This window comes from Dermatobacter hominis, assembly GCF_020715685.1.
GTDB lineage: Bacteria > Actinomycetota > Acidimicrobiia > Acidimicrobiales > Microtrichaceae > Dermatobacter > Dermatobacter hominis.
On sequence record NZ_CP085840.1, the window covers coordinates 2,802,299 to 2,817,892 of the forward strand.

The 15,594-nt window shown below is 75.6% G+C and carries 12 protein-coding genes and 1 pseudogene; 4 read left to right on the forward strand and 9 right to left on the reverse strand.

Annotated features, from left to right (window positions below; all coding sequences use genetic code 11):
- Positions 1-140: 140 nt before the first annotated feature.
- Positions 141-905 (reverse strand): class I SAM-dependent methyltransferase, encoded by a 765-nt coding sequence (locus LH044_RS13300; RefSeq protein ID WP_227756069.1) that lies wholly within the window; start codon positions 903-905, stop codon positions 141-143.
- A 47-nt stretch (positions 906-952) separates the two neighbouring features.
- Between LH044_RS13300 and LH044_RS13305 the strand changes: the two genes are divergently transcribed.
- On the forward strand, positions 953-2,059 hold the full coding sequence (locus LH044_RS13305; protein WP_227756070.1) for an SLC13 family permease: 1,107 nt from the start codon (positions 953-955) through the stop codon (positions 2,057-2,059).
- Positions 2,060-2,086: 27 nt separating this feature from the next.
- On the opposite strand, the gene thpR is transcribed toward LH044_RS13305, so the two are convergent.
- A complete protein-coding gene (gene thpR, locus LH044_RS13310) occupies positions 2,087-2,593 on the reverse strand; it encodes an RNA 2',3'-cyclic phosphodiesterase (RefSeq protein ID WP_227756071.1) in 507 nt (168 codons plus the stop codon).
- A 110-nt stretch (positions 2,594-2,703) separates the two neighbouring features.
- Here thpR and LH044_RS13315 point away from each other — a divergent pair, with 110 nt between their 5' ends.
- On the forward strand, positions 2,704-3,612 hold the full coding sequence (locus tag LH044_RS13315) for a questin oxidase family protein (RefSeq protein WP_227756072.1): 909 nt from the start codon (positions 2,704-2,706) through the stop codon (positions 3,610-3,612).
- A gap of 33 nt (positions 3,613-3,645) precedes the next feature.
- Here the strand turns inward: LH044_RS13315 and LH044_RS13320 are convergent, their stop codons facing one another.
- The 3 genes and pseudogenes from LH044_RS13320 to LH044_RS13330 all read right to left on the reverse strand — a co-directional run bounded on the left by LH044_RS13320 (position 3,646) and on the right by LH044_RS13330 (position 7,685).
- The gene (locus tag LH044_RS13320; protein WP_227756073.1) at positions 3,646-4,716 is read right to left on the reverse strand and encodes an NADPH:quinone oxidoreductase family protein; all 1,071 of its coding nucleotides are present in this window, start codon (positions 4,714-4,716) and stop codon (positions 3,646-3,648) included.
- Positions 4,717-4,795: 79 nt separating this feature from the next.
- Complete coding sequence (locus tag LH044_RS13325) at positions 4,796-6,070, reverse strand: family 1 glycosylhydrolase (protein WP_227756074.1); 1,275 nt, start codon at positions 6,068-6,070, stop codon at positions 4,796-4,798.
- A gap of 20 nt (positions 6,071-6,090) precedes the next feature.
- A pseudogene (locus tag LH044_RS13330) lies at positions 6,091-7,685 on the reverse strand (ATP-dependent DNA ligase).
- 71 nt (positions 7,686-7,756) lie between these two features.
- Here LH044_RS13330 and LH044_RS13335 point away from each other — a divergent pair.
- Entirely contained in the window at positions 7,757-8,689 is a 933-nt protein-coding gene (locus LH044_RS13335; protein WP_227756076.1) for a pirin family protein, read from the forward strand.
- Positions 8,690-8,701: 12 nt separating this feature from the next.
- Here the strand turns inward: LH044_RS13335 and LH044_RS13340 are convergent, their stop codons facing one another.
- From LH044_RS13340 to LH044_RS13355, 4 genes are all read right to left on the reverse strand, one after another.
- Entirely contained in the window at positions 8,702-11,089 is a 2,388-nt protein-coding gene (locus LH044_RS13340; RefSeq protein WP_227756077.1) for an ABC transporter permease, read from the reverse strand.
- A gap of 182 nt (positions 11,090-11,271) precedes the next feature.
- The gene (locus LH044_RS13345; RefSeq protein WP_227756078.1) at positions 11,272-12,228 is read right to left on the reverse strand and encodes a patatin-like phospholipase family protein; all 957 of its coding nucleotides are present in this window, start codon (positions 12,226-12,228) and stop codon (positions 11,272-11,274) included.
- 10 nt (positions 12,229-12,238) lie between these two features.
- Positions 12,239-12,748 carry a methylated-DNA--[protein]-cysteine S-methyltransferase gene (locus LH044_RS13350; protein ID WP_227756079.1) on the reverse strand — a complete coding sequence of 170 codons (510 nt, stop codon included), beginning with the start codon at positions 12,746-12,748 and terminating at the stop codon, positions 12,239-12,241.
- Entirely contained in the window at positions 12,745-14,370 is a 1,626-nt protein-coding gene (locus LH044_RS13355; protein WP_227756080.1) for a DNA-3-methyladenine glycosylase 2 family protein, read from the reverse strand. The genes LH044_RS13350 and LH044_RS13355 overlap by 4 nt, the downstream gene beginning before the upstream one ends.
- Before the next feature lie 115 nt (positions 14,371-14,485).
- On the opposite strand from LH044_RS13355, the gene LH044_RS13360 reads away from it, so the two are divergent.
- Complete coding sequence (locus LH044_RS13360; protein WP_227756081.1) at positions 14,486-15,553, forward strand: threonine aldolase family protein; 1,068 nt, start codon at positions 14,486-14,488, stop codon at positions 15,551-15,553.
- Positions 15,554-15,594: the final 41 nt, after the last annotated feature.

Genomic DNA, 15,594 nt, shown 5'->3' on the forward strand with positions numbered 1-15,594 from the left:
CGGTGGGCACCTCCCGTCGTGGACCCCCATCTTCGGCGCGCGCGGCCGCCGGCGCGGCGCGGACGGCGACGGATGTCGCAGCGGGCAGGGCGACGGGCGCGGGGTCGGCGGCGCCCCGGCCCCCCTCACGCCCTGGCCCGTCACCCGAGGTGCGCAACCCAGACGTCCTCGGCCGGCCACCGCCCGGCCCAGTCCGCGGTCACGATCTCGTACCAGTCGGGATCCCCGGAGCCCTCGGGCGGTGCCAGCTCGTGGAGTGCGTCCACGACGAACCCCGCCGCGCCGAGGATCCGGATCCAGTCGCCGTGGGCGGGGTGGTGCTCGACTCCGCCGCCGGGCCACGTCACGCGCCGCACGTCGGCCCGGCCCCTGAGCAGGCGGTCACCGGCCGGTCCCGCGTCCTCGGGCACGCACATCGCGGCCAGCGGGCTGTTGGTCAGCAGGACGAGCCGGCCACCGGGGCGGAGGAGCCGGGCCGCCTCGGGGATCCAGCGCTCCGGATCGCACCACGGTCCGGCGCCGTACTCGCTGAGCACGAGGTCCGCGCAGCCGTCCCGCAGCGGCACGCGCTCGCCGTCGGCCTCGACGAGCGGGAACCTCGGCCCCCACCGGGCCTGGCACCGGGCCGCGGTCGCGAGCTGGGCCGGGCTCAGGTCCACCGCCACGGGCCGGGCCCCCTGGCGGGCCAGCCACGCCGACACGTAGGCCGTCCCGGCGCCCAGCTCCACGACGTCGAGCCGGGCGAGGTCGCCGCCGCCCAGCAGCCCGAGCCCCGACTCGGGCAGCCGGAACAGCCCCCAGGTCAGGTCCGTGGCGTTCCAGCGCCGCTCGGCGTCGACGTCGGTGAACTGCGCGTTCACCTGCGCCCACACGTCGCGGTTGCGCGCGATCGGGTCCACCTCCACGCCCCCAATCGTGGCGTCGGGCCGGCCGGAGGGGAAGATGGCGGGCCGTGGGACACGTCGGCCAGGACCTCCTCGACACCGCGCCGGCCCTCGCGTTCCTCTGCCTCGGCGTCCCCTACGCCGCACTTCTCGACCGGCTCGGCACCTTCGACGCCGCGGTCGCCTGGCTGGCGGCGCGGCGCGCCGCCGTCCGCACGGGGCTGCTCTGGGCGGTCGCCGCCGCGGTCACCGCCCTGCTGAACCTCGACACGACGATCGTCCTCCTCACGCCCATCGCCGTCCGGCTGGCGCGGCGCAGCGACCACGACCCCGTGATCGTCGCCGCCGTGCCGCTGCTGCTGTCGGGGCTGGCGTCGTCGTTCCTTCCCGTGTCGAACCTGACGACGCTGATCGCCCAGGGCCGGACGGGGTTGAGCACGACCGACGTGCTCGTCCACCTCGGACCGGCGAGCCTGTCCGCCGTGCTCGTCGGGTGGATCGTCTTCCGGGCCCGGGCCCCGCGGGCGCTGGTGCTCGCCGGTTCGAGACCGGTGCCGGTCGGCGCGACGGCGGACGGCGACGGTCGGTCGCGACCGCCGTCGGCGCCCGCGGTGGAGCGGTCCGCGCTCACCGTCGGGGGTGCGGCGGTCGTCGCGACCGTCGTCGGGTTCGTGCTCGGTGCGGCGATCGGGATCGAGCCGTGGACGGTCCTGCTCGTCGTCGACGCCGCGCTCGTCGTGCACCTTCGTTGGTTGCCGTGGCGCGACGTGCCCCTCGGCACGGCGGCCGCGGTCGGCGCGCTCGTCGCGCTCGTGGCCGCGCTCGGCGTCTCGCCCGGTTCGTGGATGGCGGGCGACGGCACCGGCCCCGTAGCGGTCTCGGCGGGCACCGCGGCCGGGCTGGCGAACCTCCTGAACAACCTCCCGGCGACCGTCGTCGGGTTCGGGTCGGTCACCTCGATGGGCGACGGATCCTGGGGCTGGCTGTGGGGGGTGAACGCGGGCTCGTTGCTGCTGCCATGGGGCACGTTGGCGACGATCCTCTGGTGGCGGGTGCTCCGCGGCGAGGGCGTCGCGCTCGACCTCCGCCGCTACCTCGCGACCGTCGTCCCCGTCGCGGTCCCCGCGTTCCTCGCCGGGACCGCGGTGCTGCTCGCGACGCTCGCCGTCGCCTGATCACCGGGAGCGGGGCGCGCCGGATCGTCAGCTCGGGAGCGCCCACGCGGCGACGGTGTCGTACCGCGCGCCGTCGGGGTCCAGCCGGCTGCGGACGAGCGCGACCTCGTCCACCCGGAACCGACCGTCGACCATGGCCCCCAGCGCCGGCGGCATCCGTGCGTCCCGCTTGACCCTCGCGATCGTCAGGTGGCCGTGGAACGGCCGCCGGGGCGGCGGCTCCCCGATCGACCGGGTCGCGGCGGTGACGCGGGCCGCCAGCTCCTCGAGCCCGCCGACCGGCACGACCAGCGCCCGCTCGCCGATCACGTCCACCGCGGGGCCGAGGCGGGCGGTCGCCGAGGGCAGCTCGACGTCGTCCATCGCCGCCTCGACCTCGTCGACCCGGGCCTCGCCGAAGAAGCGCAGGGTGATGTGCCACCGATCCGGTGGGACGAAGCGCACGCCCCGCTGGTCCTTCCGGCGGAGCGTCATCAGCTCCTCGACGACATCGTCGGGGGGCCAGACGGCGAGGAACAGCCGGGCCGTGCTCATGACCCCAGTCAACCGCCGACCGGCCGGTGTGCGGCGGGCGGTGGGCCCGGACCGCCTTCCCCGCACGTCGCCCTTGACCTCAAGCGAACTTGAACTCCTACGGTCGGGGCATGACCACGACGACCACCTCCACCACCAGCGCCCAGACCCTCGACCGGCTGCTCGACCGCGAGCTCGACCGGTCGCCGCACGCCCGCGGCGGGTTCATCTCCCACCTCGCCATGGGCCTCACCGCGGCGGCCCGGCTGGGGGCCGACCCCGACGAGCTGGACGCGCTGTTCGTGGACTGGACGAGCGGCGACTTCCTGATCGGGCGCGATCGCCCTCCCGAGCTGGTGCCGCTGTCGGACGAGGTCGCCCGTCACGGCGCCACCGCGATCGTGCGCGAGTGGCTCCCGCACCTGATCGGCCACCCGGGCGCGCAGTTCTTCCACGCGGTCATCCGGCTCGACCTCGCCCTCGACGCCGACCACCCGGGTCAGATCGCCAACGCGCTCCTCAACTGGGGAGCCGACGCCACGCCCCCGGCCCCGGGCCCGGACGGCGACGGCGACCTCGACGTCGCGGAGGTCATGGCGCGCGTCGCGGCGGGGGACCGCGACGCGCTCCACGACCTGCGGGCCGACGACGACCTGCTCGACCAGGTGGCGGCCTGGGTCGCGTCGGTGCACGACGACCCCCACGACTTCGGGACGCTGCACTTCGTCACGGGGACGCGGGCGGTCCGGGCGGTGGCGCCGTACCTCGACGACGACGACCGGCGCGAGCTCGGGCTGCGCACGGTCCAGGCCCTCATCGGCTTCACCGACCGGTTCGGCCCCTCGACGCCGCCCCCGGCCGACGAGCTCGACCGCCGGCGCGCCACGAGCGTCCCGGACTGGGGCGAGCTCGGACGGCTCGCGATCGCGTCGGGCGACCCCCACGTCGTGAAGCTGACGTACGCGTGCCGCCTCGAGGAGGCCGCCACCGGCGATCCCCTCCTCCGGTGGGTGGCCGCCCGCCAGAACCGGGCCGCCTGAGCCGGTCGGCGCCCGGATCGCGGCGCCGACCGGCTACAAGCGCACGACGAGACGGCCCGTGGTCTCCCGCCGCTCCATGGCGCCCAGCCCGTCGGGGATGTCGTCGAAGGCCAGCTCCCGGGTGACCACCGTGCGGAGGGCGCCGGTACGCAGCATCTCGAGCAGACGGGCGTGGGCGGCCTGGCCCTCGGCCCTCGACGGCCAGTTGAAGCCGAGCAGCCGGCGGGTCCCCATCGGGTCGTTGACGTAGACGAGGCAGACCCCGCAGAGGTCGAAGTTCCCGTAGGCGATCGGGCGCGGTGTGAGGTAGGCGCCGTCCTCGAGCTGGATGTCCTCGCTGAAGCCCACGACCAGGTGCCGGCCCCCGAAGCCCATGCAGCGGAAGGTCGCGACGGTGGTGGCGCCGCCGACCGTGTCGAACGCGACGTCGACGCCGCGCCCGCCCGTGATGTCCTCGACGGCCTCGAAGAGGTCCGTGCTGCGGTGGTCGATCACGTGGTCGGCGCCGAGCTCCCGGCAGAACGCCACCTTCTCCGGTCCACCGGCCACCGCGATCACGGTGGCGCCGAGCGCCTTGGCGATCTGCAGCGCCCCCGAGCCGGTGCCGCCGGCGGCGGCGTGGACGAGCACCGTCTCGCCCGGCTGGAGCCGCCCTCGCTCGTGCAGCGCGAACCAGCCCAGGTGGAACGGGTAGTGCATGGCCGCGCCGTCCACGCTCGACATCCACGACGGGATGACGAGCGCGGTCGCGGCGTCGATCACGGCGTGCTCCGCGTAGCCGCCGTGCGCCATCACGGGGATGCCGACCACGCGGAGGCCCAGCAGGTGCTCCGCGCCCGGCCCGGCCGCCTCGACCACGCCGACCGACTCCATGCCCGGCACGAACGGCGCCTCGAGCGGCAGGGTCAGGTAGCGGCCCCGGATCACGTCGATGTCGTTGAAGTTCAGGCAGAACGCCTCGACGGCGATCCGGGCCTCGTTCGGGCCCGGTGCAGGGACCTCGACGACCCCGCGCTCGAGCACCTCGGTCGGATCGCCCAGCTCCCTCGTGATCCAGGCCTGCGCCTTGACCGGTGCGCCGGCCGTGGACGTCGGATCGCTCATGTGCCGCACCCCCGTTGCTCGGCCGCCCCCTCGGCGGCCGCCGGTCCACCCGGCTGACCGGCGGCCCGACCGTAGGCGCTCAGGGCCCGGGCACGCCGCGGGTCCTGGCCACCTCGCCCAACCAGCGCGCCGACCGCTTGGGCGTGCGGTCGAAGGTCACCGGGTCCCATCCGACGAGCCCGAACGTCGGCCGGAAGGATCCCCACTCGTAGTTGTCGAGCAGGCTCCAGTGCAGGTAGCCGCGGACGTCGACGCCCGCCGCACCCCGGCGGGGCGCCGTGACGTCGAGGAGCCCGTCGAGCGCGGCGGCGGTGTAGGAGATCCGCCGCTCGTCGTCGGCGGTGGCGATGCCGTTCTCGGTGACCAGCACCGGCACGTCGCCGACCACCGAGGCGGCGTACTCGACCGCCTCGCCCAGCGCGGCCGGGTAGTGCTCCCACCCCATCTGCGTCCGCTCCTCCTCGGGGTCCTCCCGGACCACGCCCTCCGGGCCGAAGACGTTGCGCGTGTAGGACTGCACGCCGACGAAGCCGTCGCCGCGGGCCGGTCGCAGGAACGACTCCTCGTGCGCCTCTCGGTAGGCCGCCGCCGCGTCCTCGCCGCCGGGCACCGACTGCACGGCGTGCTCGGCCACCGACCAACCCACGAGCGCGTCGGGCAGGGCGCCGGTCAGGACGTCGACCGCGGCGTGGTGGGCGGCCACGAGGGCGTCGCGCGTCGCCGGGTCGGGCGGCGGCAGCGGGCCGGCCGGACCGTCGCCGAGGAGGTCGTCGAGGTCCGTGCCGCCCGACATGAGGCGGGCGGCCGTGGCCATGACCGACACCATGTTCGGTTCGTTGATCGTGACGACCCACCGCACGTCGCCGTCGGCCAGGACCGGAAGGACGGCCTCGACGTAGCGGAGGAAGCGCTCGGTCGCGCCGTCCTGGGTCCAGCCCCCGCCGCGGGAGAACCACGCCGGGTTCGTGAAGTGGTGGAGCGTCACCACCGGTTCGATCCCCAGGTCCCGGCACGCCGCGACGATCCGCCCGTAGTGCGCGACCTGGGCTCGCGAGATCTCGCCGTCGGCCGGCTCGATCCGCGCCCACTCGATCCCGAACCGGTAGGCGTCGAGCCCGAGCTCGGCGAGGATCTCGAGGTCCTCCCGCCAGCGGTGGTAGCTGTCGGCCGCGTCGCCGCTCGGCTCCGGCAGCGGTGAGCCGGGACGGTGCTCGAGCCGCCACCAGTCGCTGGCGACGTTGCCGCCCTCGATCTGGTGCGGGCTGGTCGAGGCGCCGATCAGGAACCCGTCCGGGAGCGGGCGTCGCCCCGTCGCCGCCCTTCCGCCCGTCGCGCCGTCGTCGGTGTCGGTCATCCCCGCATCGGAGCACACGGTCAGCTGCCGCCGAGCGCCCGGACCGCGGCCACGGTGTCGGCCTGGTCGGCGTCCTTGTCGTCGCGGTAGCGCACGACCCTAGCGAAGCGGAGGGCGATGCCGCCGGCGTAGCGGGTCGACCGCTGGATCCCGTCGACCGCGATCTCGACCACCTGCACGGGCTGCACGGCCAGCACGCCCGGGCCCAGGTCGGGGTCGTCGGAGGCCTGGCGCGCCACGTCGTCGTCCACGGCCAGGGCGGTGAAGTGCTCGGTCTGCCACCGGAGCAGCTCGTCGGTCATGCCCTTGAAGGTCTTGCCCACCATCACGAACGGCGAGCCCTCGCCGCCGTCGCCGCCCTCGCCGTCCTCGGCGCGCCGGGCGCCGAGGTGGAGGTTCGACAGGAGGCCGGCACGCCGACCGTGGCCCCACTCCACCGCGAGCACGACGAGGTCGAGGGTGTGGACCGGCTTGACCTTCCGCCACGCCTTGCCGCGCCGACCGGCCTCGTACGGCGAGAGCGACGACTTCACGACGACGCCCTCGTGACCGGCGGCGAGCGCGTCGGCCAGCGCCGCCTCGGCCGCGGCGCCGTCGGTCGTGGCGACGGCGGGGACGGCATGCTCCCCGGCCACGCGCTCCAGCTCGAGCCGCCGCACCGCGAGCGGCTCGTCGACCAGGTCGCGGCCGTCGAGGTGGAGGAGGTCGAAGAAGAAGGGGCGCAGCCCGCGGATCGCCGGCCCGGTCGGATCGGGGGCCTCGACGGCCCGGCCGCTGGCCGTGTCCTGGAACGCCGCCGGGCGGCCGTCCGCGCCGATCACCAGCGCCTCGCCGTCGAGGACCGCCCGACCGGCGGGCAGGGCCGCGACGGCGGCGACCACGCCCGGCACCTGGTCGGTGATGTCGTTGAGGTTCCGGCTCCAGACGCGCACGTCGTCACCGGCCTTGTGCGCCTGGACGCGGATGCCGTCGAGCTTCCACTCGACCGATGCATCGCCCAGCTCCGCCACCGCCTCGCCAACCGACGCCGCGGTCGAGGCCAGCATCGGCTGCAGCGGCCGGCCCACCTCGAGGTGGACGGCCGCCAGCGCCTCCCGGCCGCCCATCAGGGCGGCGACCGCGACCTCGTCGAGCCGGCCGCCGAGCATGCTCGCCCGGCGCACCGCGGTCGCCGGCACCTCCGCCGCCACGGCGACCGCGTCCACCATGACGCCGGCCAGCGCGCCCTGCCGGAGCTCGCCGCCGATGAGGCCGAACAGCAGGTCCCGCTCGGGTGCCGTCGCCCGGCCCACCAGCTCGCCGACCAGGCGCCGGCGCTCGAGCGTCGACCCGGGACCCTGCAGCACGGCGAGCTCCGAGAAGGCGCGGTCGACGTCGAGCACCTCGAGCGTCGGTGCCGTGGCCGGGTCGGGGACCCCGTCGGCCGCCGCCTGCAGCGTCCTCCAGCCCACCCCCACGCGTCCTGGCGGAGCTGGCCCGTCAGGAACCCGACGACGGCGGGCACCTCCGCGGGATCGGCACGGCGGAGGAGCTCGGCCAGGGCGTCCCGCTTCGCGTTGCGGGCGCCGGTGGCCGCCGCCGCCGCGGACGTGGCGGCGACCTCGGCGAAGCGCATCCGGCCATCAGACCACACGGGCGGCCGGTCGCCGCCCGGTCACCCGACCACGACCGGGGCAGACTCGGGGCGTGGATCGGACCGCAGGCCGGACCGGAGCGGGTGGACCGGCGCCCATCACCGTGGAGCCGAGCCGCGAGGCCCGGGTCGGCGCGGCCACCGTGCGCCGGGCCCTGCCCCGGCGTCGCCGCCGCACCATCGGCGCGTGGTGCTTCGCGGACCACATCGGGCCCGACACCGTCGACGACGGCAGCGGCTCGTCGGGCCCGGGCGGGATCGGACCGCACCCGCACATCGGCCTGCAGACCGTGACGTGGCTGCTCGCCGGTGAGCTGCTCCACCGCGACAGCCTCGGTTCCGAGCAGTCGGTCCGACCGGGTCAGCTCAACCTCATGACCGCCGGCCACGGCATCGCCCACGCCGAGGAGTCGCGGACGCCGAGCGGCGCCACGGTCCACGGCATCCAGCTGTGGGTCGCCCAGCCCGAGGCCACCCGCGACGGCGGCTCCGACTTCGAGCACCACGACGAGCTGCCCCGCACCGAGCTCGACCACGGCGAGGCGACGGTCCTCGTCGGTGAGCTGCTCGGCGCCCGGTCGAGCGCCCGGGCCGACACCGACCACCACGGCGCGGAGCTCCGGCTGCGACCGGGCACGTCGACGGTCCCGCTGCGGACCGACCACGAGCACGCGCTGATCGTGCTCGAGGGCGAGGCCTCGGTCGGCGGACACGACGGCCGGCGGCTGGTGCCGGGCGAGGTCGCGCTCGTCGACCCGGGCCGTGACGAGCTGGCGCTGGCCGCGACCGGACCGACGACGCTCATGCTGCTCGGCGGCTCGCCGTTCCCCGACCCGGTGCACATGTGGTGGAACTTCGTCGGCCGCGACCGGGCTGCGATCGACCGCGCCTGGTCCGACTGGACGGCGGGCGCCGACCGGTTCGGGCCGACCGGCTCGCCGATGGAGCGCATCGAGGTGGGTGCGCCGCCCTGGCAGCACGGCTGAGCGGCGCGGTCGTCACTCGACGCGCAGGACCGTCGCCGGTCGGCGCTGGTTGATCCACCGCGCCGGCCAGAGCGCCAGGGCCGCCGCCATCCCCACCAGCAGGGGGAGGCAGGCGAGGACCGCCAGCAGCGGGACGCGCACCGACGGCACGACGTCCACGAGCCCGGCCACCCGGATCCACAGCGCGGCACCGGCGAGCGCGCCCAGCGGCACGCCCACCCCCACCGCCACTGCGGCCAGCGTGACGGCGGTGATCACCAGCGCCGAGCGCACCTGCCCCGAGGTGAACCCGAGGCTGCGCACGATGCCGAGCTCGTGACGGGCCCGCCGTCCGGTGGCGACCACGCCGTTGCCGATCGCCACCACGGCCAGCCCGCCGAAGAACCAGAGGAACACGACCGGGACGGTGCGCACGTCGTCGAGCACCACCAGGGAGCCGGGCGGCGTCGGGAAGCTCTCGTCCATGACGCCGTACGGGTAGCGCTCGTCGAGGGCGGCCGCCTTGGCTGAGTGGTCGACACCCGGGGCGTAGCGGACTGTGATGATCGGGTACGGATCCCGTCCGGGGTCCACGGCGATCAGGTCCCGCAGCGTGTCCTCCTGGACGATCGCGGTGCGACCCGGCGACGAGCTGAGGACCTGGGGATCGAGCCCGAGGCCAACGACCGTGGCGTCGATGCGCCGGTCCGAGGTCCCCGTCAGCTCGACGTCGTCGCCGACGTCCAGGTCCAGCTCACGGGCCAGCCCCGGGACGAGCACCACCTCGTCGGGGCCCGCGACCTCGCGGCCCTCGAGGATCGTTACCCGCGTGCTGCCCTTGGCCGGCGCGAGCGCCACCGTGCCGACCGACACGCCGTCCACCCGGATCGAAGGGGTCGACCACTCGGCCACCACGGCGTCGAGGTCGGGGTCGTTCGCGAGCTCCGTGGTGCGCTGCTGGACGGCGTCCTCGGGGACCTCGATGCTCAGGTCGGAGTTGATGCCGTAGGCAGCCGGCGTCGCCACCAGGTGGTCCAGGCTCCGCAGGAACACGAGCGAGGCCACCAGCCCGACGACGCCGATCGAGGCCCCGACCATCGCCGCCCGGGCCGAGCGGCCGCGTCGACGGCGCTCGGGGTCGGTCGCCAGGCGCACGCCGATCTCGACCGACGGCCTGCTCGGCGCCAGCACCGACCGGAACCACGGCGGGCGGAACGGGCGGAGCTCACCGGGCGCGCGGAGCTCGACGGCGGCGACGGCCGCGACGAGGCCCAGCAGTGCGAGCGCCGACAGCACCGCACCGGGCACGAGCACGAGCAGGTCCACGTCGAGTCCCGGCGCCGGCTCGATCATGCGGGCGCGACCGATCGGGAAGGCTGGCGAGACGGCCGCCGCCACGAGCGGTGTCGCGAGCAGCGTCACCACCGCGCTGAGCCCGACGGGGTAGGTGGCGGCCCGCACCCGGTCGCCGGAGGTGAACCCGAGCCCGCGCAGCGTGGCGTCCTCGCCGCCGCGTGCCGAGATCTGGCGCCGCGCCACCTGGCCCACGACCACGCCGCCCACCAGCAGGACCACCGCCGCGAGGATCCAGGTCCCGAGCGAGGTCACGTCCTGGGAGGGCCGGGCGTCGTCCAGCGACTCCTGGAGGCGGCGGATCTCGAACCGCTCGGAGCTCGGCACCGCGTCCCGCAGGCGCGCCTCGACCCGGTCGACACCGGCGTCGCCGTCGACAGTGCGGATCGCGATGCCCCGGAAGGCGTTGTCGCAGCCGCCGCACTCCGGGTCCGCCGAGATCCGTGCGTAGAACGCCGGTGAGGCCAGCATCTGGCGGTCGACCGCCCTCGACGCGATGTCGAACGTGTCACGCAGGATCCCGACGACGCGCAGCTCGATCTGCGACCCGCCGGGCTGGGCCTCGGTGTCGAGGCCGATCGTGCGCATCTGGTCGTTCGTGTAGAGGTCGAGGGCGAACGACGACCCGACGTGCAGGTCGTTGCTGTCGGCCGTTGCCCGGCTGATCGCGACCTCGTCCAGCGAGTCGGGCGCCGGCAGCCGGCCCTCGTCGACGATCCGGCGGTTGATCGCCTCGTCCGGCGCCGGCTCCGAGATCGGGTAGTACCAGTCCTTCGTCGCCGCCGTCCGCCCGATGCTCGAGGCGATCGGCTGCCGGGCGATCACGTCGGGATCCTGCGCGAGCTCGGCGGCGACCTCGGGAGCGACGGTCGGGTCGAGGAACCGGATCGTCGCGTCGGGCGCGAGCGTCGACTGCGCCAGGCGCTCGGGCGCGGACGCGGACCGCCGCTCCCCCGCCACCGCCGCGGAGGCCAGCCCGCCGACGACGCCGGCGAGCAGGCCGAGCAGGATCAAGCCGACCCAGAGCCGGCGCGTCCGCGACAGGGCCACCAGCCCCACTGCGCGCATCGGGACATCAGGCCACAGCGGCCGTCGCGGCCACAAGTGGGCGGCCACGCCCCCGAGGGTGGTGCTGGCACCCCCCTCGGCGCTCTACTGCCGCTCCCCGCCGCTCAGGCGATCGTCCGCTCCCAGCCGCTCAGGCGATCGTCCGCTCCCCGCCGCTCAGGCGATCGTCCGCTCCCCGCCGCTCAGGCGAGGAACATGCGCAGCTCGTCGGCGTCGTCGCGGGCCTGGCGGCGGGCCATGGCGATCGCGCCCGGCACCGCCGTCGGGTCCATCAGTCGGTCGATGTCGACCGACTCCGGCATGCGGTGGAACACCTTCGTCCCGGCCGACTCGAGCGCCTCCAGCTCTCGCACCGGGTCACCCGGCTGCTGGGTCATGGCCCCCTCGGTCGCGTCGGCGCCGTCGGTCAGCTGGACGACCACCGCCCGGCGGGCGCCGGCCAGGAGATCGAGGTGGAGCCCCGTGCCGCTCACCCCGCCGTCCATCGCGCGGCGGTCGCCGAGCGGCTGCGGGGGGAAGATGCCGGGCACCGCGCTGCTCGCCGCGGTGGCACGCGGGACGGCGATGCGGTGACGGGACGTGATCACCAGCCGCTCGCCGGTGAAGGCGTCGACCGCGGTGAGGTGCAGGGCCGGCGACGGCCACCGACGGGACGCGAGGACGACCCCGAGGTTGCGGCGCATGGTCGAGGCCGGGGGCGTCTGGGCCGCCAGCGCGGCGTGCCCGATCTCCCGGATGGTCTCGGGCTTCGAGTCCTGCGCCACCCAGAACAGGTCGCGGGCGCGGTCCTGGCTCGGGTGGAACTTCGACGCAGGGGCGAGCACGCCGACGAGCTTCGGAAGCCGGGCGAGGACCCCGAGCTCCCCGTGGAGGCGCTTCAGGTTGCCCGCCTCAAGCACCGAGCTGACGATCGAGCCCGCCGAGGTGCCGACCACCCGGTCGGCGCCACGGAGGTCGACCCCGGCGGCGAGCAGCTCGTTGAGGTAGGTGACCTGCCACGCCACGAACCACAGCCCGCCACCGCCGAGGCACAGCCCGAGCGGCAACCCCTCGCCATGGCCCGCGCCCATGTCGCGGGGGATCGCCATCCCGTCGGGAGAGGTGTCGACGCGGAGCTCTGCGGCGGGGTGGGGACTCATCCGCCGAAGGCTATCGGCGGGCCTCGGCGCCGAGCTCCAGCACCCCCTGCTGCTGCTCGACGGCGCGCTCGAGTCGGAGCAGCGCCACCTTCCGCTCGATGCCGCCGCCGTAGCCGGTCATCGAGCCGTCGGCGCCGATCACCCGATGGCACGGGACGATGATCGCGATCGGGTTGCGCCCGTTCGCGAGCCCCACGGCCCGCACTGCGCTGGGCCGGTCGATGTGGGCCGCGAGCCGGCCGTAGGACCAGGTCTCGCCGTACGGGATGTCGCGCAGGGCCTGCCAGACCGATCGCTGGAACTCCGTGCCGACCAGCTCCAGGTCGACGTCGAAGTCCTCGAGCTCACCGGCGAAGTACGCGTCGAGCTGCTCGACGACGTCGGTGAACGCCGTCGGGTCCTCGCCCCACGCCGAGGCGTCGGGCTCGTGGGCCTGGCCGCGCATCACGAGGTGCCGGAGCCGGTCCTCGCCCGCGAGGGTCACCGGGCCGATGGGGGTGTCAATCGTGCGGGACCTCATCGTCGTCTCCTGTCGTCGGTGGCGGGCCCGGAGCCCGCCGTCGTGGTCGCGCCGTCGGCGCGGTGGTCGGGGTGGCCGGCGGCCCACAGGTGCTGGACGGCGACCGATCGCCAGGGGCGCCAGCGCCCGGCCCGGTCGGCGAGCGCGGCGGGCGTGGCCGGGATCCCCAGCCGCTCGGCGCCGCGGCGGACGACCAGGTCGGTCACCGGGAAGGCGTCGGGATCGCCGAGCCCGCGCATGGCGATCAGCTCGACGGTCCAGGGCCCCACGCCGGGGAGCGCGGCGAGCCCTGCCCTGGCGGCGTCGCGGTCGGCGCCGGGGCCCAGGTCGACCGCGCCGTCGGCGAGCGTCTCCACGAGCGCCCTGAGCGTGTCCCGACGCCGCGTGGGCAGCCGGAGCGGCAGGTCGTCGAAGGCCGTCGCCAGCTGCGCGGCGGTCGGGAAGAGGAGCGAGACGTCCGAACCCGCACCGTCGGCGTCGCCGTCCCCGGCATCACCGTCGACGCCGTGGCGCAGCGCCTCGGGCAGGGTGTCGCCGATCGCGGCGGCGAGGCGGGCGGCGTGGGTCCGCACCGCGGACGTGGCGACCTGTTGCGCGAGGACGACGCGGACGGCGAGCTCGTCGCCGTCGACGGTCCGGGGCACGCGCCGCCCGGGCGCCCGGCGCACCGACCGCCGCAGGAGCGAGTCCGCTGCCAGGACCTCGTCGACGGCGACCGGGTCGGCGTCGAGGTCGAGCAGCCGGCGGCACCGGGCCACGGCCGAGGTGAGGTCGCGGAGGTCCTCGAGCCGGAGCTCTGCCGCCACGTGGTCGGCGAACGGCGTGAGGGCGACCACCCCGGCGCCGTGCGCCAGCCGCAGCGAGCGGCGATAGGTCGGCGCGGTCGCGCCGGCGTCGGCCCCGCACCACCCGGCCGCCTCGACCCCGGGGACGGCGGCGTCGAGCAGGTGGCCGAAGAGCCGGTCCGCGGACAGCGGCGGGCGGAACGGCAGGCGCAGGTGGAGCGTCCCCGGGGTGGCGGCCTGGCGCGCCCGGGCGCGCCGGCGGAGCTCGCCCGGGGTCAGGTCGTAGACCTCGCGCACCGTCGCGTTGAACTGCCGCACGCTCGAGAAGCCGGCGGCGAAGCAGACCTCGGCGAAGCCCAGGTCGCTGGTCTCGATGAGCGTGCGGGCGGTGCGCGCCCGCTGGGCCCGGGCCAGGGCGAGCGGTCCCGTGCCGAGCTGGGCCCGGAGCAACCGCTCGACCTGCCGATGGCTGTAGCCCAGGCGGCGGGCGAGGCCGGGCACGCCCTCCCGGTCCACGGTGCCGTCGGCGATCAGGCGGACCGCCCTGGCCACGACGTCGGCGCGCGGGTCCCACTCTGGCGAGCCCGGCGAGGCGTCGGGCCGGCACCGCTTGCACGCCCGGAACCCGGCCTGCTGGGCGGCCGCCGCCGTCGGGTAGAAGCGCATGTTGGTCCGACGGGGCGGCCGGACCGGGCAGCTCGGACGGCAGTAGATCCCGGTGGAGGTCACCGCACCGACGAACCAGCCGTCGAAGCGGGCGTCCTTGGACTGCACGGCGAGGTAGCAGCGGTCCTGGTCCAGGAGGAGCTCGTCGGGGGGGACCGTGGTGGCGGGCACCCGTGCAGCCTCGCACGCGACCGGCCGCCGGTCTGGCGGAAAAGCGACACCGCGGTCGGACCGCCTGGCCCGCGCCGGAGCGGGTCGCGACCGCGGTGCGCGCGAGGATGCGGCCGTGCCGGCCCCAGCTCGCGACATGCCCCCGCCCCCGACCGGATCGTTCGCCAGCGACAACGCGGCGGGCGTGTCGCCCGAGGTCATGGACGCGCTGGCCGCCGCCAACGTCGGCACGGCGATGGCGTACGGCGACGACGACTGGACCCGCCGCGCCCGGTCGGCGCTGCAGGACGCGTTCGACGCCCCCGTGCGCTCCTACTTCTGCTGGGGCGGCACCGGCGCCAACGTCGTCGGGCTCGCCAGCGTGCTGCGGGCCTGGCAGGCGGTAGTGTGCGCGGACTCGGCGCACATCGTCGTCGACGAGTGCGGCGCCCCGGCGCGGTTCACCGGCGCCACCATCGCCCCCGTCGCCACCGACGACGGGAAGCTGTCGCCCGCGCACCTGGAGCCCTGGCTGCACTGGCAGGGCAGCGAGCACCACCCGCAGCCCGCCGTCGTGTCGATCACCCAGTCGACCGAGCTCGGCACGCTCTACTCGGTCGACGAGATCGGCGCGCTGTGCGAGGCCGCCCACGCCGCCGGGTTGCTGGTCCACCTCGACGGCGCCCGGATCGCCAACGCGGTGGTGGCGACCGGTTCGGACCTGTCCACGATGATCCGCGACACGGGCGTCGACCTCATGACGTTCGGCCTGACGAAGGATGGCGCCATGTTCGGCGAGACCGTCGTCTTCGTCACGCCGGGCCTCGACTCCGAGGCTCGCTTCGTCCGCAAGCAGGCGGGCCAGCTCATCTCGAAGAGCCGGTTCGTCGCGGCGCAGGTCGAGGCGCTGCTGACCGACGACCTCTGGCTGCGCAACGCCGAGCACGCCAACCGCACCGCGGCGTCGCTGGCCCGTGTCGTCGCCGACGTGCCGGGGGTCTCGGTCCAGGGCGCGCCGGCGGTCAACTCGGTGTTCGCCCAGGTCCCCGCCAGCGCGATCGTCCCGTTGCAGGAGTGGTCGTTCTTCTGGGAGTGGGACCTGACGGTCAGCCTGGTCCGCTGGATGACCAGCTTCGCCACGACCGACGAGGACGTGGCACGGTTCGCGGCGGGCGTCCGGGCGATCGTCGCCGACCACGTCTGACCGCACCGGCGACCGGCACCACCGACGGCACGAGGACGAAC

Excerpts from the sequence above, each read along its gene's own strand:
- LH044_RS13340 (WP_227756077.1), bottom strand. The coding sequence starts at position 11,089 with ATGCGCGCAGTGGGGCTGGTGGCCCTGTCGCGGACGCGCCGGCTCTGG.
- thpR (WP_227756071.1), bottom strand. The coding sequence starts at position 2,593 with ATGAGCACGGCCCGGCTGTTCCTCGCCGTCTGGCCCCCCGACGATGTC.
- LH044_RS13315 (WP_227756072.1), top strand. The coding sequence starts at position 2,704 with ATGACCACGACGACCACCTCCACCACCAGCGCCCAGACCCTCGACCGG.
- LH044_RS13320 (WP_227756073.1), bottom strand. The coding sequence starts at position 4,716 with ATGAGCGATCCGACGTCCACGGCCGGCGCACCGGTCAAGGCGCAGGCC.
- LH044_RS13325 (WP_227756074.1), bottom strand. The coding sequence starts at position 6,070 with ATGACCGACACCGACGACGGCGCGACGGGCGGAAGGGCGGCGACGGGG.
- LH044_RS13345 (WP_227756078.1), bottom strand. The coding sequence starts at position 12,228 with ATGAGTCCCCACCCCGCCGCAGAGCTCCGCGTCGACACCTCTCCCGAC.
- LH044_RS13350 (WP_227756079.1), bottom strand. The coding sequence starts at position 12,748 with ATGAGGTCCCGCACGATTGACACCCCCATCGGCCCGGTGACCCTCGCG.